The organism is Agrobacterium sp. NPDC089420 (assembly GCF_044900305.1).
GTDB lineage: Bacteria > Pseudomonadota > Alphaproteobacteria > Rhizobiales > Rhizobiaceae > Agrobacterium.
On record NZ_JBJDMY010000010.1, the window covers coordinates 112,962 to 137,052 of the forward strand.

At 60.2% G+C, this 24,091-nt stretch carries 19 protein-coding genes; 4 read left to right on the forward strand and 15 right to left on the reverse strand.

What is annotated here, in order from left to right; all coding sequences use genetic code 11:
- Positions 1-36: 36 nt before the first annotated feature.
- Positions 37-843, reverse strand: a complete 807-nt coding sequence (locus ACI2KA_RS16640; protein ID WP_404503570.1) for a transporter substrate-binding domain-containing protein — start codon at positions 841-843, stop codon at positions 37-39.
- 437 nt (positions 844-1,280) lie between these two features.
- On the opposite strand from ACI2KA_RS16640, the gene ACI2KA_RS16645 reads away from it, so the two are divergent.
- Positions 1,281-2,318 carry an Ldh family oxidoreductase gene (locus ACI2KA_RS16645; protein WP_404503571.1) on the forward strand — a complete coding sequence of 346 codons (1,038 nt, stop codon included), beginning with the start codon at positions 1,281-1,283 and terminating at the stop codon, positions 2,316-2,318.
- A 211-nt stretch (positions 2,319-2,529) separates the two neighbouring features.
- Here ACI2KA_RS16645 and ACI2KA_RS16650 read toward each other — a convergent pair whose 3' ends face one another.
- The 3 genes from ACI2KA_RS16650 to ftsZ form a co-directional block, all read right to left on the reverse strand.
- On the reverse strand, positions 2,530-3,495 hold the full coding sequence (locus tag ACI2KA_RS16650) for a dihydrodipicolinate synthase family protein (protein WP_404503572.1): 966 nt from the start codon (positions 3,493-3,495) through the stop codon (positions 2,530-2,532).
- A gap of 110 nt (positions 3,496-3,605) precedes the next feature.
- Complete coding sequence (locus tag ACI2KA_RS16655; protein WP_404503573.1) at positions 3,606-4,304, reverse strand: GntR family transcriptional regulator; 699 nt, start codon at positions 4,302-4,304, stop codon at positions 3,606-3,608.
- A gap of 313 nt (positions 4,305-4,617) precedes the next feature.
- Complete coding sequence (ftsZ, locus tag ACI2KA_RS16660) at positions 4,618-5,580, reverse strand: cell division protein FtsZ (RefSeq protein WP_404503574.1); 963 nt, start codon at positions 5,578-5,580, stop codon at positions 4,618-4,620.
- Between the two features lie 376 nt (positions 5,581-5,956).
- On the opposite strand from ftsZ, the gene ACI2KA_RS16665 reads away from it, so the two are divergent.
- Complete coding sequence (locus ACI2KA_RS16665) at positions 5,957-6,400, forward strand: response regulator (protein WP_404503575.1); 444 nt, start codon at positions 5,957-5,959, stop codon at positions 6,398-6,400.
- 479 nt (positions 6,401-6,879) lie between these two features.
- Here the strand turns inward: ACI2KA_RS16665 and ACI2KA_RS16670 are convergent, their stop codons facing one another.
- The 11 genes from ACI2KA_RS16670 to ACI2KA_RS16720 all read right to left on the reverse strand — a co-directional run bounded on the left by ACI2KA_RS16670 (position 6,880) and on the right by ACI2KA_RS16720 (position 22,450).
- On the reverse strand, positions 6,880-7,026 hold the full coding sequence (locus tag ACI2KA_RS16670) for a DUF1127 domain-containing protein (protein ID WP_077983920.1): 147 nt from the start codon (positions 7,024-7,026) through the stop codon (positions 6,880-6,882).
- A 217-nt stretch (positions 7,027-7,243) separates the two neighbouring features.
- Positions 7,244-7,846: a hypothetical protein gene (locus tag ACI2KA_RS16675; protein ID WP_404503576.1), complete on the reverse strand. Its 603-nt coding sequence runs from the start codon at positions 7,844-7,846 to the stop codon at positions 7,244-7,246.
- A 137-nt stretch (positions 7,847-7,983) separates the two neighbouring features.
- Positions 7,984-9,096 (reverse strand): ABC transporter permease, encoded by a 1,113-nt coding sequence (locus tag ACI2KA_RS16680; RefSeq protein WP_404503638.1) that lies wholly within the window; start codon positions 9,094-9,096, stop codon positions 7,984-7,986.
- 2 nt (positions 9,097-9,098) lie between these two features.
- The gene (gene rbbA / locus ACI2KA_RS16685; protein WP_404503577.1) at positions 9,099-11,876 is read right to left on the reverse strand and encodes a ribosome-associated ATPase/putative transporter RbbA; all 2,778 of its coding nucleotides are present in this window, start codon (positions 11,874-11,876) and stop codon (positions 9,099-9,101) included.
- Between the two features lie 11 nt (positions 11,877-11,887).
- Positions 11,888-12,952: an HlyD family secretion protein gene (locus tag ACI2KA_RS16690; RefSeq protein WP_404503578.1), complete on the reverse strand. Its 1,065-nt coding sequence runs from the start codon at positions 12,950-12,952 to the stop codon at positions 11,888-11,890.
- A 477-nt stretch (positions 12,953-13,429) separates the two neighbouring features.
- Positions 13,430-14,803 (reverse strand): alpha-glucosidase/alpha-galactosidase, encoded by a 1,374-nt coding sequence (locus tag ACI2KA_RS16695; RefSeq protein WP_404503579.1) that lies wholly within the window; start codon positions 14,801-14,803, stop codon positions 13,430-13,432.
- 21 nt (positions 14,804-14,824) lie between these two features.
- Positions 14,825-16,492, reverse strand: a complete 1,668-nt coding sequence (locus tag ACI2KA_RS16700) for an ABC transporter ATP-binding protein (RefSeq protein WP_404503580.1) — start codon at positions 16,490-16,492, stop codon at positions 14,825-14,827.
- 12 nt (positions 16,493-16,504) lie between these two features.
- Positions 16,505-17,641 (reverse strand): ABC transporter permease, encoded by a 1,137-nt coding sequence (locus ACI2KA_RS16705; RefSeq protein ID WP_404503581.1) that lies wholly within the window; start codon positions 17,639-17,641, stop codon positions 16,505-16,507.
- Position 17,642: 1 nt separating this feature from the next.
- On the reverse strand, positions 17,643-18,650 hold the full coding sequence (locus ACI2KA_RS16710; protein ID WP_404503582.1) for an ABC transporter permease: 1,008 nt from the start codon (positions 18,648-18,650) through the stop codon (positions 17,643-17,645).
- A 142-nt stretch (positions 18,651-18,792) separates the two neighbouring features.
- Positions 18,793-20,880, reverse strand: a complete 2,088-nt coding sequence (locus ACI2KA_RS16715) for an ABC transporter substrate-binding protein (RefSeq protein WP_404503583.1) — start codon at positions 20,878-20,880, stop codon at positions 18,793-18,795.
- 103 nt (positions 20,881-20,983) lie between these two features.
- A complete protein-coding gene (locus ACI2KA_RS16720; protein ID WP_404503584.1) occupies positions 20,984-22,450 on the reverse strand; it encodes an alpha-glucosidase/alpha-galactosidase in 1,467 nt (488 codons plus the stop codon).
- A 197-nt stretch (positions 22,451-22,647) separates the two neighbouring features.
- Here ACI2KA_RS16720 and ACI2KA_RS16725 point away from each other — a divergent pair, with 197 nt between their 5' ends.
- Together ACI2KA_RS16725 and ACI2KA_RS16730 are read left to right on the forward strand one after the other, a co-directional pair.
- Positions 22,648-23,535 carry an AraC family ligand binding domain-containing protein gene (locus ACI2KA_RS16725; RefSeq protein ID WP_404503585.1) on the forward strand — a complete coding sequence of 296 codons (888 nt, stop codon included), beginning with the start codon at positions 22,648-22,650 and terminating at the stop codon, positions 23,533-23,535.
- Between the two features lie 78 nt (positions 23,536-23,613).
- The gene (locus ACI2KA_RS16730) at positions 23,614-24,081 is read left to right on the forward strand and encodes a hypothetical protein (protein ID WP_404503586.1); all 468 of its coding nucleotides are present in this window, start codon (positions 23,614-23,616) and stop codon (positions 24,079-24,081) included.
- Positions 24,082-24,091 lie beyond the last annotated feature (10 nt).

Here is a 24,091-nt window from a genome sequence, read left to right on the forward strand (position 1 = left end):
GATCATCTCGACCGCGCCGTTTACGGAAAGTCCTGATCAGCGATAAACGCCGTTGACGGTGAGCGAGGGCACGTCGCCGCCAACCCATTTTTCGTAGAGTTCGGCGTAACGGCCGGTGCGAACCTGCTGGTTGATGAAGAGGTTCAGGTAGTTGATGAAGCCGTATTCGTCACGGTTGGTGAAGAGCGCGACGTAGTCGATGTCGTAAGGCGCCTTGCCGACCACCGAGATGCCGGCGAACTTGCCGCCCTTGACGTTGGACTGCGCGACCGTCGAAGTGGAGACGGTGGCGTCGATCTGGCCCTGGCTGAGCGCGAGGAACACGTCGGCCTGCGTCTGGTAAGGACGGAACTCGCCGACGCCCCATTCCTTGACGGTCTTTTCGAGCGCGATGGCCTCGAAGGTGCCGGCGGTAGCGCCGACCGTCTTGCCCTTCATGTCCTCGAAGGACTTGACACCGGACTTGTCATTGGCGGTCACGGCCATTTCGAAGGCGAAATAAGGCACGGTCATGCCCACCGTCTTGGCGCGCTCCAGCGTATCGGAGGTGGACGCAACGCCGACATCGACGCGGCCGGACATCAGCGCCGGAATACGCTCGGGAAACGGCGTCTCGACGATTTCCGCCGTGACGCCGAGCGCCTTGGCGAGATCGTTGCAATAATCGACGTCAAAGCCGATCGGGTTGTTTGCGTCGTCACGCGAACCCATGGGCGGGAAATCAAGCACGACGGCGCAGCGCAGCGTACCGGCGGAAATGATGTCGTCGAGCTTGTCGGCCTTGGCCGGCGTGATAGCGGAAGTGGCGGCCAGAAGGCCGGCGAAGATGACCGATTTTTTCATTCTTGATTTGCTCCCAGAATTGGTCTGCCCTTGAAGGCGCGGCCACTATTTCCCCATGGGGCCGATAAATCAACATAAAAATACAAGTAGTATACAAAAAGAATTTTTTTAACATGCGAAGAGGTAAGGATTGTCGAGCAGACTGAACGGGGAAACGGCCTCGCAACAAAGTCGGGCATCGACGCTCTTCCATTCCTGTGCTCGTCACCGGAATCCAGTGGGCGTGACGGCCAGAGTCTTTTTCACCACAAGGACTTGGGCTGGATGGATTGCTGTGACAGGCACCGGAATGAGGGACTTTGATCTTACGATCTCCCTGTCCGTCGGACGCGGATTTGCACATGCTGGCCCGGTCATCCGAAAAGACACGTTGCAATACGCTCGCCTTTGTATACTTTATGTATTCAAAATGTGCGAGCCTGTATCGGAGGACTATGATGAGCGACACGACCACCTTGACCATCGAGGCACTTTTCCAGCGGGTCGAGTCGATTTTCTTGAGAGCCGGGCTGAATGATGTTCAGTCTGGCGCCCTGGCGCGCGTCATCACCGCCGGCGAACGCGACGCCTGCAAATCGCATGGCATTTACCGCATCGAAGGTGCCCTTCGCACCGTCAAGGCCGGCAAGGTGAAGCCCGACGCGATACCGGAAGTGGCGGAAGACGACGGGACGGCGATCGTCAAGGTCAACGCCCATGGCGGCTTCGCCAATCCCGCCTTCGAGCTCGGCCTGCCGGTTCTGGTGGAGCGGGCGAAGCGGTCCGGCATCGCCGCGCTCGTCATCAACGACTGCACCCATTTTTCGGCGCTCTGGCCTGAAGTCGAAGGGCTGACGTCGAATGGCCTGGCGGGGCTGGTAATGTGCCCGAGCTATTCGACCGTCGCTCCCACGGGCGGCAGCAAGCCGCTGCTGGGCACCAATCCCTTCGCCTTCGGCTGGCCACGCCGGGACACCTCCCCTTACGTCTTCGATTTCGCCACATCGGTTGCCGCGCGCGGCGAAATCGAACTGCACCGGCGGGCGGGCAAATCCCTGCCGGAAGGCTGGGCGCTGGACGCCGACGGCAAGCCGACGACCGACCCGGAAGCCGCGCTTGCCGGTTCCATGCTGCCCTTTGGCGGCCACAAGGGATCGGCGATCGGCACCATGATCGAACTTCTCGCGGGCATCATGATCGGCGACCTGACCAGTCCCGAGGCGCTCGAATTTCTCGGCACTACGACGCTTGCCCCCACCCATGGCGAGTTGATCGTCGCCTTCTCTCCCGAAGCCTTCGCCAAAGGCCGCCAGGGCGACCCTTTCCAGCGTGCGGAAGTGCTGTTCGACGCCATCATTGGCCAGGGCGCCCGCCTGCCCTCGGGCCGCCGCTTTGCGGCGCGCGCCAGATCCGAAAGCCAGGGCATCACGCTGAGCGCAGCAGAAATGGCCGGCCTCGACCGGCTGCTGGAAAAGGGGCTGGACGCGGTCTCCTGACCGGGTCTGGATGTGGAAATGAAAAAGGCCCGCGAATGCGGGCCTTTTATCTACTAAAAATACGTTCTGACGCTCGACATCATCCCACATGCACAACGTCACCCTCGGGCTTGACCCGAGGATCCACAACCCGTTGCGATCAATGTTGTGTATGAGGTGAACGCCTGAGCAGATGAAGGCCCGGAATCCGGGCCTTCATCTAAGCGGTTACTCAGGCGGCCTTGCAGGCCTGTACCGCGCCGGGCAGCTTGCTCCAGTCGGCATACCAGCTGTTGAACAGCTTGAACTGTGCCTCGACATAACCGCGCTGGCTGTCCGTCAGGGCATCGGTTTCGTTGAAGTGCAGCGTATATTCACTGTCGCCCTTCAGCACCATCATGTGCTTGAAATAAAGAACCAGGTCCGGGCCTTCATCGAAGGAGGAGAGCACGGCAAGCGCCTGCTCCAGTTCCAGCGCGCGGGCGCGGGCATCCGCGTCACCCTTGGCGGCCGCCTGCGACAGCTTGCAGAGATGAATGACTTCCTTCGGCAGGACATTGCCGATGCCGGTGATGGCGCCCGTTGCGCCGCAATTGACGAAGCCGTGGAAAACGGCGGTATCGACACCGATCATCAGGGTGACTTCATCATCACGGCTGGTGATGTTCTCAGCCGCATAACGCATGTCGGCCGGACCGCCGAACTCCTTGAAACCGACAAGGTTGCTGTGCTCGGCGCGCAGGGCAAAGAACAGGTCGGCGCGGGTGGCGAAACCGTAATAGGGGCTGTTGTAGATGACGGCCGGAATGTCCGGCGCGGCCGAGAGGATGGCCTTGAAATGCGCCTTCTGGGCGGCGATGACCGAACCGCGCGACAGGACACGGGGAATGACCATCAGGCCCTTGGCGCCAACCTTCTGGGCGTGGGCGGCATGCGCCACGGCGGACGCCGTATTGACCGCGCCGGTGCCGACGATAACAGGGATGCCGGCCTTAACGAGGCGCTCCACGCCTTCCATGCGCTGCGCATCGGTCAGCAGCGGCCAGTCGCCCATCGAACCGCAATAAACGACGGCGGACATGCCATCGGCGATCAGCTCCTTGCCCTTGCGCACAAGCGCATCGAAATCAGGGGTGCGATCTTCCTTGCACGGGGTCATCAAGGCGGGGATTACGCCGGAAAAAATGCTGGCCGTCATTATTAGCTCCTAAGGCACATGGTTCTCAGGAATGGACGCAGCAATGCGCCACCCTTTTCGACAGGGACATTACTATCTTGTATTTTATTTGTCGACAAGAAATCGACAAGCTACAGATTTATTTCCAGCCGGTCCTCGCGCACCAGCAATTTCTGCACCTGCCGCACGATCTGTTCGGCATGTTCGTGCGCCAGTTTTTCGGAAAGAACGGTATCGCGCGCGGCGATGGCAGCGATCATCTCGTCATGATCATCGACAAAACGTTTGGGCAGACGGTCCTCGTAAGACTGGTAATAAAGCCTGAGAATACGCCGCCCCTCATCCAGCAGGCGCTTGAACAGGCTGATGAAATAGGGGTTTCGTCCCGCTTCGGCGATGGCAAGGTGAAAGTCGGCGTTGGTGGAAATCATCGCCAGCGCATTCTGCTCTTCCACCGCAATGGCGAATTCGGCATTGTGGGCGCGGATACCCACGAGATCTTCCGGCCGGTGATGTTGCGCGGCAAGCTGCGTCGTTACCCGGTACATCAGCACCAGCGCATCGAAATAGGTGTGCATGTTGAGGAAATCGATATTCGACACCATGGTCGAGCGGTTCGGCAGCGTATCGATCAGCCCCTCGCCCGAAAGCCGCACCAGCGCCTCGCGGATCGGCGTGCGCGACATCTTGAACCTTTCGGCAAGCTGCACCTCATCGATGGGACTGCCGGGCGGCAGCACCAGATCGAGAATCTCGTCGCGCAGCAGATCGTAGACCATCTTCACGCCGGAACCGCGCTTGCGCTCGGCAGAAGCAATTATATCCGTCATAGCCAAATCCCTCTTGTCGACATAAAGAGTACTATTATATTTTTTGCCGATCAACGCCGCATGGCGGCACCGCATCTTCGAATGGCGGAATAATTGTTCAAAAACAACCAAAAGCCGTCGCGGAAATTACCCGCGACGGCTTTTTATCGTTCGGTTTGTGGCGCAGGCGCTGTTTGTTACGCGCCGCCGCTCAAGGAGCTTCGATTTATCCGGAGAACGAAAAGCACACCCGTTGTTTCATCTGCCCAGCGGGAGAAGAAACATGCCGCACCCTGGTGCTGTCCCGTGGTTCCATGGCCCTGCAACTGCGCCCTCAGTTGCGCAGGCCGGTGGCCACGACGGAAATCTTGAAGGCGCCGTCCAGCGTGGGATCGAAGGAAGCCCCCATCACCACGTCGGTCTCTTCGCTGACCGCCTCGCGCACCAGCGTCATCGCCTCGTCGATCTCGTAAAGCGTCAGATCGTTGCCGCCGGAAATGGACACGAGCGCGCCGCGCGCTTCCTTCAGCGACGGTTCGCCAAGCAGCGGATTGGCAATCGCTGCGGCCGCCGCTTCCGAGGCGCGTTTTTCGCCCTTGGCCTGGGCCGTGCCCATCAGTGCCCGGCCGCCATTCTTCATGACATAACGCACATCGGCGAAATCGAGATTGACGAGACCCTCGCGCAGGATGAGATCGGTGATGCAGCGCACGCCGAGCGACAGGACCTTATCGGCCGTCTTCAGCGCATTTTCGAAGGTTGTGCCGGCATCGGCGATCCGCAGCAGGTTCTGGTTGGGAATGACGATGACGGTATCGGCCGTATTGAGCAGGTTGGCAAAACCATATTCGGCGGCCCGCATGCGGCGCGCACCTTCGAAGCTGAAGGGCAGCGTGACGACGCCGACGGTGAGAATGTTCTTCGCACGGCAGGCCTCCGCAATCACCGGGGCAGCGCCCGTGCCGGTGCCGCCGCCCATGCCGGCGGTGATGAAGCACATGTCGTAACCGCTCAGGTGATCCATGATTTCGTCAAGCGAATCGATCGCCGCCTGGCGGCCGACTTCCGGGTCCGCCCCGGCACCCAGGCCGCCGGTCAGTTCGGAACTCAACTGCACGAGCCTTGGCGCATTGGTCTTCTTCAGCGCCTGCGCATCAGTATTGGCGGCGATGAAATCCACCCCGCCGATGCCCTCGGCGATCATGTTGTTGATCGCATTGCCGCCACCGCCGCCAACGCCGACGACAGCGATATTGGGAGTGTTGCGGGCGATCGAAGCGCGCGGAGACTGGGTCATCGTGTTATTCTCTTTCTAAACTCATAGGGTCCCGCGCCGTTTTAACCGCGGCACGCGAATGATCGGCGGCGTTCCGGCCTTCCTGCCCGATGCGGGAAGAAGGCTTTAAGGCCTTGAATTTGCATGCCAGCCTTAATGACCGATTGCGGCCAAAAGACTTGCGCTCCAGCGGCGAGAGATGCGCTACGGCAACGTTCTCCCACCCTTCCCCCGGATGAAAACCAAACCGAATCAACTGCTTCGCTATTGAATGGTGATAGCCGAAAAGGCACAGGGTTTACACTCCATTCACCATGTTTATCTCAGTTTGGAACGAGTTGTGCCGACAAGTGTTTGCTTGCCGATAGCGCTTCAGCGCACAAATGGAGGCAGGCACATGTTGGCAGACGTCTTGCAGAGCGAACCGGGTTTCCGCACGCAACAGCCGCGGGTGCTGATCGTGGAAGACGAGTTCCTCATCGCCATGGATATTGAAGATTCCATACTGCAGGCGGATGAAGAGGCCAATGTCATCGGCATTGCCAACCGGCTGGATGAGGCCGTGGCGCTTGGCAGCCGCGCCGATATCGCCTTTGTCGACGTCAATCTGGCGGACGGCCAGACCGGCCCCGAGATCGGCCGGCGGCTTTCGCAGGAGCATGGCGTGGTGGTGATCTTCATGACGGCGAACCCGGAAGTGGTCGTCAATCTCGGTATCGGCGCCGGCGTGATCGCAAAGCCCGTGCCGCAGGACGCCGTGGAGCAATGCCTGTCCTATGCGCTCGCCAAGCGGGCGGGAACACGTGCCGTCACGCCCATCGGCATGATGGCGTTCGACTGAGATATTTCATCAAGACGGAAAAACCCTAAAAACAGAAAAGCCCGCCGCGGGAGGAGGTGCGGCAGGCTTTCTGAAAAAATGAACAGCGATATGGGAGGAGGAAAACCGCTGTCCCCGGGGCAATCCTTTGGGAGGAGGAGTAGGATCACCCGCATTACCGAAAGGATGTGGGAGGAGGTACATCCGTTTCGATGATTGGAAGATAGCATTTTTCTGCGCATTTCACAGGCACAAGCTTGCAGCACTGATATGCGCTGAGTGCATGGCAATATCGCGGCGGCAAACTCCGGGAGAACGGCCGCAAAGGGCTGCGGCGGCGTGACGCCGGGAGGCGGCAAGATCTTCATCCGCGGCGCGACGACCCTGCACGAGCAACCGCCGGCATCGTTGCGCCGGCAACCGGCGGACAATGCGCTCCAAAAACAAAAACGCCCGCGAAGCGGGCGTTGAAGCATTCACAAGAGGCTGTATCGCCTTGATTACTTGCCGACGGCTGCGCGTGCGACACTGGTGATCTGGCTGCGATCAATACCGAGATCGTGAAGTTCACGGGTGCTCATGCGGCCCAGTTCGTTGATGGTCTGACGATATTTGCGCCAATTGTTGAAGCTGCGTGCTACGTTCATGACATGACCCTTTCTGAGGTTTAAGGTGACGTCAGCAACGTTTCGTTCCGGCGTCCTTCGATGCCCTCTATATGCGCTTTCTCATGCCCAATGAACAGGCAGAATAAGGCAAGCCACCCATGCGCTGCATGCACGGGTTACGGATGGCGGTTTGCGGAGAAAAAGGAACGCGCCTGAAAATAAGCCGGTTCGCGCTGGAATCGCCCGCCTTGCCGCCTCAGAACTTGTAGCGGACGCCGAAGACGTTGGCGTTTGTGGCGCCCTTCATATTGCCTAATGTTTTGCCACCGCCGGACCGGTGGTGAAGGCGCCAGAAGAATTCCGTCGAGGAATCCTCGCTGAAGGACACGTTGATTTCCGGCCCGAGATAAAACAGGACATTGGCGTTGCCGTCGTCCTTGATTTCCTGCTCGCGCTCGCGGCCCGGCTGCGCATCCGTGACCAGGCTGAGGCCGGCGGTAAAGCTCGGCGTGACGAACAACCGCTCTCCGAGCCTGATCTGTTCATAACGGGCGACCGGACCGGCCCAGACCTCGCCGGAAAAACCCTTGCCAAATCTGGCGGCAATGCCGATCTCGCCACCCAGCCTTACATTCCCGATGCGGTAGGGGTAGAACTGGTAACCGCCGCCCAGAACCGCTTTACTTTCATATTCCACGGGAATGAGCGCTGCGCTTTTCAGCATGTCTTCCTTCGTCATGGCGCCAGCGAAACCGAAGATCGCCTCGTTCGTCTCCGAAGCAATATCTTCCGACGCGAAAGATGATGTCGCGGCCAATGCGATCATGGCCGTCAAAGACAGACGTGCTGCAATATTCATGTTGCTACTCCTGAACAAAGCCCGCTTTTACCCAGCCGTCCTCATAGGCATATTCCCGGAAGGCGAACATACCGTTACCGAACACAATTAATTCAACTCGTTTGGAAATGACCTAAAAACCGGCGTTTTTCATAGCGTCAGCGCAGGAACCGCCGGAAGCGGCGAAGCGCAAAGACGAAAAGCGCAGAGCCAATGGCCAGCAGCGACAGCAATTGCGGCCAGACCACATCGAGCCCCGCACCCCTGAAAAGCACCGATTGCGCCAATATGACGAAATGGGTGTTGGGTGCGAGAAGCATCAGATACTGGATGATATCCGGCATGCTCTCCCGCGGCGTCATGGCGCCCGAAAGCACCTGCAACGGCAAAAGGAACAGGATTAGCAACATGCCGAATTGCGGCATGGAACCGGCAACCGTCGCAAGGAATATGCCCATCGACGTCATGGCGAAGAGCTGCAGCGCAGTGCCGAGCAGGAAAAGCGAGAGCGAACCTTCGATGGGGATCGCAAGCAGCCCCCTGACGACGACGAACAGGGAAAATGCCGAGGCCACCAGCACGACGAGACCCATGGACCAGACCTTGCTGAGCATGATTTCCAGCGGCGTGACCGGCATGACCAGCAGATGCTCGACCGTGCCATGCTCGCGCTCGCGAATGAGCGCCGCCCCCGTCAGCACGATCGACAGCATGGTGATGGCGGTGATGATGTTATTGATCGAACCGAACCAGGACTTGTCCAGTTCCGGGTTGAAACGCGAGCGCAGCGTCAGGTCCACCGGCACCGAAGTCGCGCCGCGGTAGCGGTTGATATATTCCTGGATTTCACTCGTGACGATGGTCTGCACATAACCGCCGCCGCTGAAGGCCTGGCTCATGCGGGTGGCATCGATATTGAGCTGGATGGCGGGTTGCTGGCCGGCCATCAGCCGCCGCTGGAAATCCGGCGGGATGTTGAGCGCGAAGGTATCGAGCCCGGCATCCATGCGCTTGTCCATTTCCGCAATCGAAATCTGCTTCGGCGGGGCGAAATAGGGCGGATAAAACGCCGTGCTGATGCGGCCGGAAAGCGGCGACTGGTCCTCGTCGACAATCGCGATGGCGGCATTGTTGAGCGTTTCCGGCAGCGCGCTGGAACCGGCGTAGATCTGCAGCGTGAAGGCATAGACGATGAGCAGCAGCAACATGCCGTCACGCACGAGCCCGCGCAGTTCCTTGATGCCGAGCTGGAAGATGTTGGACGACAACAACGTCATGATGCCTGTTTCCTCAAAAGGGCGGCACCGGCGATGAGGAGCAGCGGAATGGCGATGAGGAGCGGCAGGAAGGAACCGGAAAGCCCGGCGAAATCCAGCCCCTTGGAGAAGGTGCCGCGCGAAATGGTCATGAAATAGGTGGCGGGATAGATGTTGCCGATGAAGGCGCCTGCCCCCTGCAGCGACGAAACCGGATCGATCATGCCCGAATATTGCGTGGCCGGAATGAGCGTCAGCAGCGCCGTGCCGAAGATCGCCGCGATCTGGCTCTTCATGAAGGACGACATGACGAGACCGATGGATGTGGCGATGATGACAAAGAGCAAAGCGCCCGTTGCGTAAGCGAGATAACTGCCGGTAAACGGCACCTGGAAGATGAAGATCGCAAACGCCGTCAGCAGCAGGAAATTGAGCATGCCGAGCGCGACGTAAGGCAGCTGCTTGCCGATCAGGAATTCCAGCCGCGTGGTTGGCGTCACATAGAGATTGACGATCGAGCCGAGTTCCTTCTCCCGGACGACGCTCAGCGCCGCCAGCATGGCCGGGATGAGCATCAGCAGCAGCGGAATGACCGCCGGCACCATGGCGACGAGGCTTTTGACATCGGGATTGTAACGATAGCGCGTCTCGATGCTGAATGTGCTTTGCGTCGCCGCGCTGCCGTAGATTTCGCTCGCCTTGCGCGCCAGCCACGTCTGGTGCATGCCCTGCACGTAACCGCGCACGGTTTCCGCCCGCTGCGGCATGGCGCCGTCGATCCAGGCGCCCACCTCCACCGTCTTGCCGCGCAGCACGTCGCGGCCGAAACCGGGGGGAATTTCAATGGCAAGGCTGAGTTCGCCGTCACGCATGCGCCGGTCCATGTCGGCATAATCGCGGATCGGCTCCTTCTCGATGAAATAACGCGAGCCGGCAATGTCGAGCACATAATCGCGGCTGATGGTGGAATCGTCGCGATCCAGCACCGCGAAGGTCAGGTCCTCGACATCGAGATTGATGCCGTATCCGATCACGAACATCAGGATGACGCTGCCGAGTACCGCAAGCGTGCCGCGAATGGGATCGCGCTGCAGCTCCAGCGCTTCGCGCCGCGTATAGCTGAACATGCGCCGGACATCGAAAAACCGCTTGCGGGCCGGTGCAGCATGTTGTGTCACCGGTCCTTGCGCTGCCGGAGTGGGCGCTATTCCAGGCTCCGCCTTTTTGACACCAGAGGCATCCTCGAGATAGGCGACGAATGCCTCCTCCAGCGTTGCGGCATCTCGGCTCCTGGTGATCGCGTCAGGCGTATCGCTGATCAGCACCTTGCCGGCATGCATCAGCGAAACCCGGTCGCAGCGCTCCGCCTCATTCATGAAATGGGTGGAGATGAAGATGGTGACATTGTCGTTGCGGGAGAGATCGGCGAGGATTTGCCAGAAACCGTCCCGCGCCACCGGGTCGACACCCGAGGTCGGCTCGTCGAGGATGAGAATGTCCGGCGAATGGATCATCGCCACCGCCAGCGACAGCCTCTGCCGGATGCCGAGCGGCAGGTCGTCCGGCAGCGTCTCCATGACGGCGCCAAGATCGAAGCGCTCGGCCATTTCGGCGATACGCGGCTGGATGGTTTGTTCCGGCAGCTTGAACAGGCGCGCGTGAAGATCAAGGTTCTGGCGCACCGTCAGTTCGGAATAGAGCGAGAAAGCCTGGCTCATGTAACCGACGCGATGACGGATCGCCATGTCGCTGGCATCCACCTTGTGCCCGAAGAGCTTCGCCTCGCCCTCGCTGGCGGCCAGAAGCCCGGTCAGCATTTTCATGGTGGTGGATTTTCCGCAGCCGTTCGAGCCGAGAAAGCCGAAAATCTCGCCGCGCGGTATCTTGAAGCTGACATTGTCGACGGCGGTAAAATCACCGAAGCGCATGCTGAGATGCGAGGCCTCGATGGCATAGTCGCCCTCACCCGCCACCTTGCGCGGCGCGATATGCACTTCCCGGTAACCCTTGCGCTTTTCTTCCGGCAGAAGCGCGATGAAGGCCGCATCGAGATTGGCGGCGGCGGTGCGTTGCAGCAGCTCGGCGGGCGACCCCGTGGCGAGGATCTTGCCGCCATCCATCGCGACCAGCCAGTCGAAACCGGCGGCCTCTTCCATATAGGCCGTCGCGACGATGACGCTCATGCCCGGACGCCCGGCCCGGATCGTATCGATCAGCTCCCAGAACTGCCGGCGCGACAGCGGATCGACGCCGGTGGTCGGTTCATCGAGAATGAGCAGGTCGGGATCGTGGATGAGCGCGCAGCAGAGCCCGAGCTTCTGTTTCATACCGCCGGAAAGCTTCATCGCCGGGCGGTCGGCGAAAGGTTCGAGACCCGTGCTCTTGAGCAATTCGGCAATACGCGCCCGCCGCTCCTTGCCGCCCTGCCCGAACAGCCTTCCGAAGAAATCGATGTTCTCGAAGACGGACAGGGTTGGATAAAGGTTCTTGCCAAGGCCCTGCGGCATATAGGCGATGCGCGGGCAGGTATCCTCACGGTGGCGCGGATCGGACATATCGCCGCCCAGAACCTCCACCTTGCCCTTCTGGATGGCGCGGGCGCCGGAGACGAGTGAGAGCAGACTGGATTTGCCGACACCGTCAGGCCCGATAAGGCCGATCATCCGCCCGGCTGGAATTTCAACCGATATGTCGGCCAGCGCCACCGTGCTGCCAAAAGCCAGCCGTACATCCGCCAAGCGCGCGACCGGCGCACCGGGATCGTTTCTAGTGTTCATCGCGGAGGGCGGGACCATGGCGGCCACCGTCACTTCACAAGATTGCGTTCGAGGTTTTCCGGCCAGGCGGCCTGCGGATCAAGCCTGACATAGGCCATGCCGGGCAGACCGGTTTTGACATATTGGATATATTTCTGCAGAAGCTCCTGCGGGATTTGCGCCCTGACCCGGAAGGTGAGCTTCTGGCGCTCTTCTTCGGTCTCCACCGTCTTGGGCGTGAACTGCGCGACATCGGCCACGAAGGAAACCTTGGCCGGAATTGTATATTGCGGCGCGGCGTCCAGTATCAGGCGGACATCGGAACCCATGGATGTGCGGCCGGCCTCGGCCGTCGGCAGGAAGAACGTCATATAGACATCGCCGAGATCAACGAGGTTGAGAACCCGCCCGCCGGCGGAAAGCACTTCGCCGGGCTGGGCGATACGATATTGCACCCGGCCGTCGCGCGGCGACTTCAGCGTCGCATCGGCTATGTCGGTCTCGATGCTCTCAATATCGGCCTGCGCGGCATCCACTGCGGCTTCCGCATCGACGATTTGCGCCCTGGCGGCGTTGATTGCCGCATCGGAGGCGGCAAGCGAGGCTTGCGCCGAGGCAAGCGTGGCGCGGGCCGACTGCTCGGCGGCTTCACTGTCATCGACAATCTGCTGCGACACGGCATTGCCGGTCAGCAGCTGTTTCGAACGGGCAAAGGTCTTGGAGGCGGAATCGAGCTGCGCCTTGCGCTGTTCCACCACCGCCTGCGCCGAGGTCTTTTCCGCTTCCCGCTGGGCAACGAGGCTATGGGCCGTGTCGATGGCGATCTTTGCGCGGCGAAGCTGCGCTTCGGCCTGGCGCCTGCCCGCCTCCAGCTGGGCGGTGTCCATCCGGGCAAGCACCTGCCCGGCCTTCACGAAATCGCCCTCGCGCACCATGATATCCTGAAGACGGCCAGCGGTCTTGGTGGAAATATCGATCTCGACCGCCTCGATGCGGCCGTTGCTGGCCACGAAACCGGAAGGCAGCCCATCTGCGGCCAGCTTCGACCAGGCGAAATAAGCGGCAACGGCAAGAACCACAACCGCCAGACCAATGAGCAAGCCTTTTCTAGACATCCGTCTTCCCCATGAACCCTTCGAATTTCAACCGTAATACGATGAAACCGAAGAAGCCAGCCACCATTACGTTCATAATTTGCGCCTGATATTTCCCGCACTCAGTGGGAAAATACCGGTTGCTGGGGCTTGTTTAGGTGAGGGAGCGCCTCAATGCTTTGACACACGTCAAGTGAACCGTAGAGCAGACAATGCCTGAGATATATGATGAAGGTAGGTATCGCTGGAATTTGCGAAACCTCCGGAACCGTTGGGTATGGCGAGACCGCGCAATCAGTATTCGTCACCCCGGACTTGATCCGGGGTCCAGCGTGATCAAGTCTTTGATCACGAGAGAGTCCTTTTACGTCGCAGACGCGCCGTGACTGGATGCCGGATCAAGTCCGGCATGACGAAGGCGAAGACCTGCACGGCACCCCAGGCAGCGAGGCCGCAGACTGAACCCGCGGCTTCGCACGTGCCCGTGACTGTCAAGCCTTACACCGCCCGCGCCCGCTTCACCTCCGCTTGCGTCCACTCCGGCAGCCAGTCGCGATGGGCGAGCAGAAGGTCATCCACCAGCGACCAGATCTGGTCGAGGTCGAGTTCGGCAGCCGTATGCGGGTCCATCATCGCCGCGTGGAAGATGTGCTCGCGGTTTTCGGTGATCAGCGCCCGCACCGTCAGTTCCTGCACGTTGATGTTGGTGCGCATCAGGGCGGTGAGCTGCGGCGGCAATTCGCCGATGAAGGTGGGCTGCACGCCGTTATGGTCGACAAGGCACGGCACTTCCGCCGCGCAATCGAAGGGCAGCGAGGTGATGCAGCCATTGTTGCGCTGGTTGCCGTAGATGACGGAGGGTTCGCCGGTCCAGACCGAGTTGATGATGGAGGAGGCATATTCCTTGGATTGCTTGACCTCGATCGTCTCGGCCGAGCGATAGGCCGCCGCCTGCCCCTTCCAGCGCTCGATCTGCTCGATGCAGCGCTTGGGATATTCATCGAGCGGGATGCCGAATTTCTCGATCAGGTCCTCGCGCCCTTCCTTGATGAAATAGGGCGTATATTCGGCGAAATGTTCCGAACTTTCGGTGACGAAATAACCGAGCCGCGTCAGCATCTCGTAACGCACCTTGTTGGGGCAGCGCGGGTTCCAGCCGGGTTTTGGCGCACGGCCTTCGCGGTAGCCGCGCACGAGATCGGGATAAAGGTTCCTGTAGCTGCCGTCGGGCTGGCGATGCTCGAACTCCAGGAAAAACGCCATGTGGTTGATGCCGGCCGAACGGTAGCGGATTTCCTCATAGGGAATGTCGAGATCATGGGCGAGCTCCATGGCGGTGCCCTGCACGGAATGGCAAAGGCCCACCTGGCGGATCGTCGGATATTTCTCGGCAATCGCCCAGGTGTTGATCGCCATCGGGTTGACATATTGCAGCATGATGGCGTTGGGGCAGACGGCCAGCATGTCCTCGCAGATTTTCCACAGATGCGGCACGGTGCGAAGACCGCGCATGATGCCGCCGACGCCGAGCGTATCGGCAATGGTCTGGCGAAGGCCATATTTGCGCGGCACCTCGAAATCGGTGACCGTGCAGGGCTCATATCCGCCGATCTGGAAAGCGACGACGACGAAATCGGCACCGGCAAGCGCCTTTTTCTGGTCGGTATAGGTCTCGGCCTTCGCCTTTGCGCCCAATGTCGAAATCAGCTTGTTGACGACGACGGCGCTTTCTTCCAGCCTTTCGCGGTTGATATCCATCAGCGCGATGGTGGCGCCGGAAAGGGCCGGACGCTGCAGCACGTCGCCGATGATGTTCTTCATGAACACTGTCGAACCTGCGCCGATGAATGTGATCTTGGGATCTCTTGCCATGTCTACCTCCGGCATTGGAATTCAAGCGATTTCGAAGGCGGCTCGCACAAGCCGCTGCGTATATTCGGTTTTTGGGTGAGTGAGAACGTCCTCGACGGACCCTTCCTCGACGATCCTGCCGCGTTGCATGACGATGACGCGGTGGCAGAGCGCGCGCACCACCTTCAGGTCATGCGAAATGAACAGGTAGCTCAGCCCCCGCTCGTCCTGCAGCTTGCGCAGGAGGTCGATGATCTGCGCCTGCACGGAAAGATCGAGCGCCGAGGTAGGCTCATCGAGCAGAATGAATTCCGGCTCCAGCGCCACGGCGCGGGCAATGGCGATGCGCTGGCGCTGGCCGCCGGAAAATTCATGCGGGAAACGCGAGAGGATGTTGCCGGGCATGCCCGCCGCCTCCAGCGCATCACGCACGCGGTCCAGCCTTTCGGCCTTGGTTTTGCCAAGACCGTTGATGATCAGACCTTCCTCGATGATCTGGCCGATGGTCATGCGCGGATTGAGCGACGCGAAAGGGTCCTGAAACACGATCTGCATGCGCGAACGCAACGGCCGCATTTCGGTGCGGGAGCGGCCATCCACCCTCTCGCCATCAAAGACCACCTCGCCGCCCACCGGCTCGTTCAGCCGCAGCAGCGATTGACCGAAGGTGGTCTTGCCGGAACCGGATTCACCGACAAGCCCCAGCGTCTCGTGCCGCCTGAGGGTGAGGCCGAGGCTGTCGACGGCGATCAGCTCTTTCAGCTCCGGTTTGAACAGGCCGCCGTAACGCATCATGAAGGACACGCGCACGCCGCTCGCCGTCAGCAGCACGCCGGAATTTTCCGGCAGCGGCTTCGCCGTGCCATGCGGTTCGGAGCCAAGCAGCCTTTTCGTATAGGGGTGCTGCGGCGCTGCGAAAAGTTTGTCCGTGGTATTGTGCTCGCGCATCTCGCCATGCTGCATGACGTAAACGTAATCGGAAAACTGCTTCACGATCGTCAGGTCATGGGTGATGAGAACCACGGCCATGCCGCGTTTCTTCTGCAGGTCGCGGATGAGGTTGAGAATTTGCGCCTGCACCGTCACATCGAGCGCCGTGGTCGGCTCGTCGGCAATCAGCACGTCCGGATCGTTGGAGAGCGCCATGGCGATCATCACACGCTGCCGCTGACCGCCGGAAAGCTGGTGCGGATATTGCTTCAGCCGCGCTTCCGGTTCCGGTATCTGCACCTGCCGCAGAAGATCGAGCGCCCTCGCCTCGGCCTCCTTCCGGCTGAGTTTCGAATGAACCCGGATCGCCTCGACGATCTGACTGCCGATCGTATAGATCGGGTTCAGCGAACTCATCGGCTCCTGAAAGATCATCGAGATGCGGTTGCCACGCAGCGCCCGGCGCTGGCGGCTCGAGAACTTCAGGATGTCATCGCCGTTAAACCGCACGGTCGCGGATTTCGCGACGGAAGCCCGCTTCGTCAGAAGACCCATCACGGTGCGGGCCGTGACCGATTTTCCCGAACCGGATTCGCCGACGATGGCGATCGTCTCTCCGCGATAGAGCTGAAAGGAGATGTCCTTCACCGCCTCTACCGTGCCGTGCTCCACCTTGAAGCTCACGGCAATGTTGCGGGCATCGATGATGGCGTTATCCTGACGGGCATCAGCATCGAAGCGGATCGCGGGGGCGTAGGCGTTGTTCTGGCTAGCTACCATTTTACGCTCCTCTCAATAGGGGTCGACGGCATCGCGCAAGCCATCGCCGAGCGCGTTGAAGGCAAAGACGGTGACCAGCACAAAACCGACCGGTGCGAGAATCCAGGGATAGGAACCGATGACGGAATAGGTCGCGGTATCCTGCAGCATCAGCCCCCAGGAAATGAGCGGCGGTTTCACCGCAAAGCCGAGGAAACCGAGGAAAGATTCGAGCAGCACGACGCTCGGAATATGCAGCGTCACGGCAACGATCACATGGCTCATCACATTCGGCAGGATATGCTGGAAGATGATGCGCCGGTCGGTGGCGCCGACGGCAATCGCCGCCCGCACATAATCGATACGCGCCAGCGCCAGCGTCTTGCCGCGCACCTCGCGGGACATCTGCGCCCAGCCGAGCGCCGACATGACGCCCACGACGAAGACGAGGAACACGGTGGTCGGTGCGGTGACGGGAATGAGCGAGGTCAGCGCGAGGTAGAGCGGCAATTGCGGGAAAGCGAGCACCACCTCCACGAAACGCTGCACCCAGGCATCCAGCGGGCCGCCGAAATAACCGGAAATCAGCCCGACGCTGGTGCCGATGACGGTGACGATGGCGACGACGCTGAGCGCAATCGCAAGCGAGATGCGCGAGCCATAGATGGCGCGCGACAGCACGTCGCGTCCGAATTTATCGGTGCCGAGAAAATGCACCGGCTGGCCATCCGTCGAGCCGAAGAAATGCCGGCTCATCGGAATGAGACCCAGAATCCTGTATTCCGCGCCTTTGACGAAGAAGCCGAGATAGACGGGATTGTCGTAATCCGGCCCGACGATGGGCTGAAAGGTGACAGGGTCGAGTTCTTCCGTCTCCGCAATGGCATAGACGCGCGGTGCGAGGCTGATATTGCCGTCCTTGTCCGTAAACCGAACCACCTGCGGCGGCGAAAAGCTGCCATGGGTTTCAAGCGGGTTCATCGGCGCGAAGAAATCCGCAAAGACGGCGATCAGGATCAGCAGGACCACCAGCACCAGCCCGACCATGCCGGTAAAGGAGCGTCTGAGACGCCGCCAGACAAGCGCGAGATAGGTCTCGTTGCCATGGGCGGAGCGGTCGGGTTTTGCTGCGGCGGCGGGTTCGGTTTTCATCTCGTCAAACGCCATCATCTCAGGCCCTCCCGAATTCGCGAACGCGTGGGTCAAGCATGGCGAGCAGCATGTCGGCGATGATGTTGCCGACGATCAGCGTCGCGGCCAGCACCATCATGAAGGTCGCGGTGACATAGACATCACCCACCGCCATGGAGCCGACAATGGCCGGGCCGACGGTCGGCAGCGCGAAGATGATGGCGGTCTCGATCTCGCCGCTCAGCATGTAGGGTAGCACCACACCCTGATACATGACGAGCGGGTGCACGGCATTTGGCACGGCATGGCGCAGGATGACCGCGCCTTCCGAAAGACCCTTGGCGCGCGCCGTCTCGACATATTGCGCATTCAGCGTATCGAGCAGATTGCCGCGCATCACCCGCATATTGTAGGCAAGCCCACCGAAGACGGCGATGGCGACCACCGGCCAGACATGGCTGACGAGATCGACGAATTTGCCCCACGACCACGGTGCACCGCCATATTGCGGCGAGAAGAAGCTGCCGATCTCCGACACGTCGAAATGGAACACCATGAGATAAACGAGGATCAGCGCCATCAGGAAGCGCGGGATCGTCATGCCGAGAAAGGCGATGGTGGAGAGCAGATTGTCGACCCAGGAATATTGCCGCGTGGCCGCCCAGATGCCGAAAGCGATGCCGAGGACGGATGCGAAGATGTGGCAGACCAGCGCCAGCGCAATGGTGCGCGGCAGGCGTTCGCCAACCACATCGGCGACCGGCTTGTTGTAATAGAAGCTGTAGCCGAAATCGCCGCGGGTGACGATGCCACCGATCCAGTTGAAATATTGGATGACGAGCGGCTTATCGAGGCCGTGTTCGATACGATAGGCCTGCGCCTGCGCTTCCGCCTGTTCGAAGGACGCTCCGCCCTGGTTCATCAGCTGCGAGCGGATGTAGTCGGCATAATCGCCGGGCGGCGCCTGGATGATGGCGAAGGTCACCACGCTCAGGATCAACAGCACCGGAATGGCGGATGCAACGCGTATCGTCAGAAATCTCAGCATCGAACGGTCTTCCTCGGTTTGGATGGGCCGTGTGTCTCCGGCCGCGCTTCACGCGCGACCGGTACCGGGTGTTCTCCGGGAGGAGTTCTTCAAGTTTCGCATTTTCCGGACGGAAAACCGCGACGCACTTTTACTGGAATGCTCAGTTGATCGGCCCGCCCTCACCCGGCTTGCCGGGCAGCTGCTCAGGGAAAAGTTCGTATTTGCCCTGCTTGTCGGCCGCGACCCACAGGCGTTCGCGGATGATGGCATCTTCAGCCCAGTTGAACATGAAGATCGGCGTGCCCTGCGGCACATTCGAGAAGCGCTTGTTGACGATCAGCGCGCCGGGATATTCGGTAAGACCGATCGTGTAGAGGTTCTGCGTGTAGACCTTCTGATACTGCTTCATCAGGTCTGCCCGCTCGGCATTGTCCTGCGAGGAGATGAATTTCCGCACCAGATCGGCCATCTCCTTCTCGAACGGCATCAGATCCAGCTCCTTGCCTTCGGGCGAGCGGTGGTTCCAGCTGGTGCGCGGGCCGACGGGGGCAAGCTGCTCGGTATTCTGCACCACCGAGGAAAGCTCGGTGGAGTTGCGCCGCACCAGCCAGTCGAACTGCCCGCCATAATGGGCGGCATCGCGCTGGTTGGAATCGAGGCTGTTGATGACGACGCGCAGGCCGAGTTTCGCCATCTGGCCGACGAGGCCTTCCGCAAGGCTCTTGTCCGTCGCATAGCCATTATTGACGAGAAGGGTAATTTCGACATTGCGGCCACCAAGCGTTTCCTTGGGGAAATTCAGGAAGCCATCGCCATCGGTGTCCTTCAGGCCGATCGAGGCCAGTGCTGCCTTGGCGGCCTCGAGGTTGAAGGGGTAATAAACTGTCGAGGCGCGATCATAAAAGCTGGTGCCCGACGAAATGCCGCCCGGATAGATCGCCGTGAACGGCCCCTTCACCAGCGAGTCGCCGATCGCCTTGCGGTCGAGGGCCGATGTCACGGCCTGACGGAACACCTCGTTGCGGTTCAGCTCACGGATCGCCTGTCCGCGCTCATCCGGATTGCCCCAGCCATTGGCGGAGAAGTTCATCTGCAGATTATAACCGATAAGCCGCGGCCCGAAGGCAAGGCGCGCCGGCGCATTGGGATCTGCCGCACGTTTCAGCGAGGCGACGAAATTCTCCGGCTGCTCGAGATTGGAGAAATCGCCCGATCCCGCCACGGCCTGCACATCGCGGTCCGCCCAGGTGGAAAGCTTGTAATGGACCTCGTTGAGGTAGGGCAGCTGCTGGCCCTTTTCATCGACCTTCCAGTAATAGGGATTGCGCCTCAGCACGATGATGTCATCGGGCCGATAGGCGACCGGCACCCAGGCGCCCATCACCGGCATGTTCATATATTCCGGCGGGAAAGCGTTCTTGAACTGGTTATAGGTGTTCTTGGAATATTTCGGATGCTGCGGTTTCAGAATATGCGACGGCCCGGGGCAGAAGCTCGGATAGGCCATGGTGTAGAGATATTGCTTGGGAAAAGCGGCCTTGAAGGTCCATTCGACGGTGTAGTCATCGATCTTCTTGAGTGTCGTTCCCTCACCAAAGGCCTCTGGCGATGCACCGCCGCCGAGCGGCGACACATTGGGATCGATGACGGCGTCCTCCCAATAGAATATCACGTCGTCGGCGTTGAAGGGTTCGCCGTCCGACCACTTGGCGCCCTTGACCAGATGCATCGTCAGCTTGTGGCCGTCTTCGGACCATTCCCAGCTTTTGGCGAGATTGGGCAGCGGTTCGGTGTCCTTGGCATCCACCTGGAAGAGCGGCGCGGTGCGTGTCAGGCATTCGGAAAGGGCGATATCGATGCCGCCCCAGCCCTGGCTCTGGCCGGCAATGTAGTTCCAGCCCTCGGGCCGGCCGCCGACCACATGGCGCATCGTGTCACCGTAAACGCCGACACCGTCGGGCATGTTGCCGGTCTTGTAGACCAGCGGCTCTTCCGGCAGGCGCTCCTTCAAGGGCGGCAGCTTGCCGGCCTTCTCGAATTTTTCGGTGATCCAGTCGGGTTCGCTGTAGCTCGGCAGCGCCTTGAATTCGAGGATCGAATCGCGCGCCACGTAATTGATCTTGCCTTCGGCCGGAAATTGCGGCGGCTCAGGCGGCGTGGTGGTCTCGAAAGCATGCGCATTGAGTGCGATCATCGAAACACCGAGACCCAGTGCCGAGATGATACCGATCCTGCGTTGAAGTAACATCGTTCTTCCTCCCAAATGGCAGCTCTTCGACCGCCCACCCTCTGTGATCGTTGCGACCGGGCGGCGAACTCCCTTCCGCCGCCGGCCTGTGTCCATGCTTTCCTCAGACAGCCTTTTTCAGCGCCGATTTTTCGGCCCGCAACTCCTCGATGGAGCGCACGTTGCGGCGCGCAGCCCCCGCCCAGTCACGCGTCTTGACGGTGGATTTCGCAAGCCGCTCTTTGGCCGCCGGCACGGCATCGGCATATTGCGGCAGCCAGCGCGCCTGAGCGACCACCATCTCGTCCACCATCTGCCAGACCTCCTCAGGCGTTGCGACGGCGCCCACCAGCGGGTCATGCAGCACGGCGAGCTTCAGGAGATCGATATCGCCGCTGACCGCCGCATGCACCGACATGCGCTGCACGTTGATGGACGCCATGCAGGTGGCCGCACAGGCTTCCGGCAGCGTGATACCGGATACCATGTTGATGCCGAAACGGTCGACGAAACCGGGCGACTCGATGATGGCGTCAGCCGGCAGGTTGCTGATGACGCCATTGTTCTTGACATTGAAATGGCCGCGATAGACACGCCCCGTCTCTAGCGCTTCCAGAATATGGCTCGCATGTTCGTTGGAGCGTTTGGCCGGATCGATCGGCTTGGCGGCCGAGGCGAGGAATTGCGGAAATTCGGTTTCGAACCAGTTGCGCGTTTCGGTGGAGTGGCGCAGATACCCACCGGTTTCGCCGTGAATCCAGTCGGACATGTCGATCCAGCGGGCGATTTCCTCCGGCCGCTTGCGATACCACGGCAGATATTCGGAGAGGTGGCCGTTGCTTTCGGTCGAATAGACGCCGAAGCGCTTCAGCACATCAATGCGCAGCTTCTCCTGCTGCGAGAAGACCGGATGCGCCTCGAAGGCGGCGACCAGCTCTTCCTTGCCGATCTTGCGGCCATTGAGCCTAAGATCGATGAACCATGTCTGGTGGTTGATGCCGGAGCAGATGTAATCCAGCTCGGCCACGTTTTTGGCGCCGAGAATTTCAGCGATCTGTTCCGCGCCATGCTGAACACCGTGGCAGAGACCGACCGTATCCACCTTGCCATATTCGATGGCCGCCCAGGTGTTCATGGCCATCGGGTTGGCATAGTTCAGGAACTTCGCGCCCGGTGCCGCGACCTCGCGGATATCCTTGCAGAAATCCAGAATGACCGGAATGTTGCGCTGGCCATAGAGAATGCCGCCGGCGCAGATCGTATCGCCCACGCATTGATCGATGCCATATTTCAGCGGAATGCGGATATCGTCGGCATAGGCTTCCAGACCGCCGACCCGCACGCAGCTGATGATATATTTCGCGCCCTCCAGCGCCCGGCGGCGATTGGTATCGGCCGTCACCTTGACCGGATAACCATTGGCCTCGACGATCTTTTCCAGGATCGCCTTGATCATATCGAGATTGTGCTGGCTGATATCCGTGAGCGCGACTTCGATATCGCGAAATTCCGGCACGCACAGCAGATCGGTGAACAGTTTTTTCGTGAAACCGACGCTGCCTGCGCCAATAATAGCGATTTTGAAACTCATAACGCCACCTCTGTTGCAAATCGAACGGGTGAAACGGGCCGAAGGATGATGAATTGGCGCTGCAGAAAAATACCCGCAAGAATCCCGGAAAACCGGCACTCCTCCCAAATTTTCCGCCGCAATATCCCGCTGGCTGTCTCCTCGGATCGGGATTATGCGTATAAAGAGGATGAGAACCAGAGAAGGATTATGCTTTCATGGGTAATTTTGTGCTGCGTGATTTGATCGATCAGGGACCAGGCATGCGCACCGTCTCGCTGCCGCGCGGCCGCCAGACGCTGCACACCATGCCGACCAGCAGCGGTTATGAAATCCGCAGCAGTGGCAATTACGACTGGGATGGGCGCAAGCGCGGCCAGACACCCTTCACCGTGCTGCAATATTGCATCGGCGGACAGGGCAACCTGCGGTACGAAAACCGGCATTATGTGGTGAGGCCGGGCGAAACCCTGCTGCTGCTCATCCCCCACAATCACCGCTACTGGCTGGAAGACGGCAAGGAATGGGAGTTCTTCTGGATCTCCATGAATGGCGAGGAGGCTTTGCGCATCCACCGTAATATCCTCTCCGTCACCGGCCCGATCCTCAAGCTCCAGCCCGAAACCGTCGATCACCTTGCCGAATGCTGCTTCCGCCTCGTCAATGGCGCGGAGACGCCGGGGGCCGCCTCCGCCGTCGCCTATGAGGCGGCGATGACGCTTTATGACGACGTCTTCGGCTCGCACCCCTCCTTCGGCGGTGAATATCGCACCCTGCAGCAGGTGCTGAGCTACATCGACAGCCATCTCGGCGAGCGGCTTTCGGTCAGCGATCTTGCAGCGGTGGCAGGCCTCAGCCGCGCGCATTTTTCCCGCATCTTCACCGCGAGCGAAGGCCTGCCGCCGGCGGAATTCGTTTTGCAACGGCGGTTGAGACGGGCGGCCAAGCTGCTGACGACCGCGGCCAACATTCCCATCAAGGAAGTGTCGGTGCTGTGCGGCTTCGAAGATCCGAACTATTTTTCAAAGGTTTTCCGCCGCCTTTACGGCACCAATCCCAGCGAATTCCGCACCACGGGCATGTATGCCAGCGTCCGCCAGGGGTGAATGCAAGATATAACTTGGTTTTGCCACGTTTCAGGCGATTAACAATGAACAGCACAACCTCTTTGGAGACCGGCTGAGGTGAACAGCAAAATCCGGACGATTCTCGTCTTTCCGCTTCGGGCGATCATCGTCTTTGCCCTCATTCTCGACGGCATCTTCCGGCCGCTTTATCGGCCGATCATCCGGACCATATCCGGCCTGGCATTCACCCGGCGGTTGGAAAACCGCATCGGCGACCTGCCGCGTCTCGCCATTCTTCTCTGTCTCGCCGTGCCTTTCGCCATCGCCGAGCCGATGAAGATCATCGGTCTCGTCCTGATTGCCCATGGCGCGGTCAAGACTGGGCTGGTGCTGACGATCCTCGCCCATCTCGCGACCTTCCTGATCGTTGAACGCATCTATCATGCAGGCCGGGAAAAGCTGCTCACCTATGCCTGGCTCGCATGGATCATGCGTTATGTGCGCTTCGCACGCTCTTTTTACGAGCGCGCCAGGCAGGCGACCTTGAGCTGGGTGCGGCTGAGGGTCATGGAGCAGCAGAAATGACCGCCTCCCC

What these genes read in the sequence shown, in the direction of transcription:
- ACI2KA_RS16670 (WP_077983920.1), bottom strand. Translation starts at nt 7,026, where the DNA reads ATGAACGTAGCACGCAGCTTCAACAATTGGCGCAAATATCGTCAGACC.
- ACI2KA_RS16665 (WP_404503575.1), top strand. Translation starts at nt 5,957, where the DNA reads ATGTTGGCAGACGTCTTGCAGAGCGAACCGGGTTTCCGCACGCAACAG.
- ACI2KA_RS16725 (WP_404503585.1), top strand. Translation starts at nt 22,648, where the DNA reads ATGGGTAATTTTGTGCTGCGTGATTTGATCGATCAGGGACCAGGCATG.
- ftsZ (WP_404503574.1), bottom strand. Translation starts at nt 5,580, where the DNA reads ATGACCCAGTCTCCGCGCGCTTCGATCGCCCGCAACACTCCCAATATC.
- ACI2KA_RS16710 (WP_404503582.1), bottom strand. Translation starts at nt 18,650, where the DNA reads ATGCTGAGATTTCTGACGATACGCGTTGCATCCGCCATTCCGGTGCTG.
- ACI2KA_RS16705 (WP_404503581.1), bottom strand. Translation starts at nt 17,641, where the DNA reads ATGATGGCGTTTGACGAGATGAAAACCGAACCCGCCGCCGCAGCAAAA.
- ACI2KA_RS16650 (WP_404503572.1), bottom strand. Translation starts at nt 3,495, where the DNA reads ATGACGGCCAGCATTTTTTCCGGCGTAATCCCCGCCTTGATGACCCCG.
- ACI2KA_RS16645 (WP_404503571.1), top strand. Translation starts at nt 1,281, where the DNA reads ATGAGCGACACGACCACCTTGACCATCGAGGCACTTTTCCAGCGGGTC.
- ACI2KA_RS16690 (WP_404503578.1), bottom strand. Translation starts at nt 12,952, where the DNA reads ATGTCTAGAAAAGGCTTGCTCATTGGTCTGGCGGTTGTGGTTCTTGCC.
- ACI2KA_RS16675 (WP_404503576.1), bottom strand. Translation starts at nt 7,846, where the DNA reads ATGAATATTGCAGCACGTCTGTCTTTGACGGCCATGATCGCATTGGCC.
- ACI2KA_RS16655 (WP_404503573.1), bottom strand. Translation starts at nt 4,304, where the DNA reads ATGACGGATATAATTGCTTCTGCCGAGCGCAAGCGCGGTTCCGGCGTG.
- ACI2KA_RS16695 (WP_404503579.1), bottom strand. Translation starts at nt 14,803, where the DNA reads ATGGCAAGAGATCCCAAGATCACATTCATCGGCGCAGGTTCGACAGTG.
- ACI2KA_RS16700 (WP_404503580.1), bottom strand. Translation starts at nt 16,492, where the DNA reads ATGGTAGCTAGCCAGAACAACGCCTACGCCCCCGCGATCCGCTTCGAT.
- rbbA (WP_404503577.1), bottom strand. Translation starts at nt 11,876, where the DNA reads ATGGTCCCGCCCTCCGCGATGAACACTAGAAACGATCCCGGTGCGCCG.
- ACI2KA_RS16715 (WP_404503583.1), bottom strand. Translation starts at nt 20,880, where the DNA reads ATGTTACTTCAACGCAGGATCGGTATCATCTCGGCACTGGGTCTCGGT.
- ACI2KA_RS16720 (WP_404503584.1), bottom strand. Translation starts at nt 22,450, where the DNA reads ATGAGTTTCAAAATCGCTATTATTGGCGCAGGCAGCGTCGGTTTCACG.
- ACI2KA_RS16640 (WP_404503570.1), bottom strand. Translation starts at nt 843, where the DNA reads ATGAAAAAATCGGTCATCTTCGCCGGCCTTCTGGCCGCCACTTCCGCT.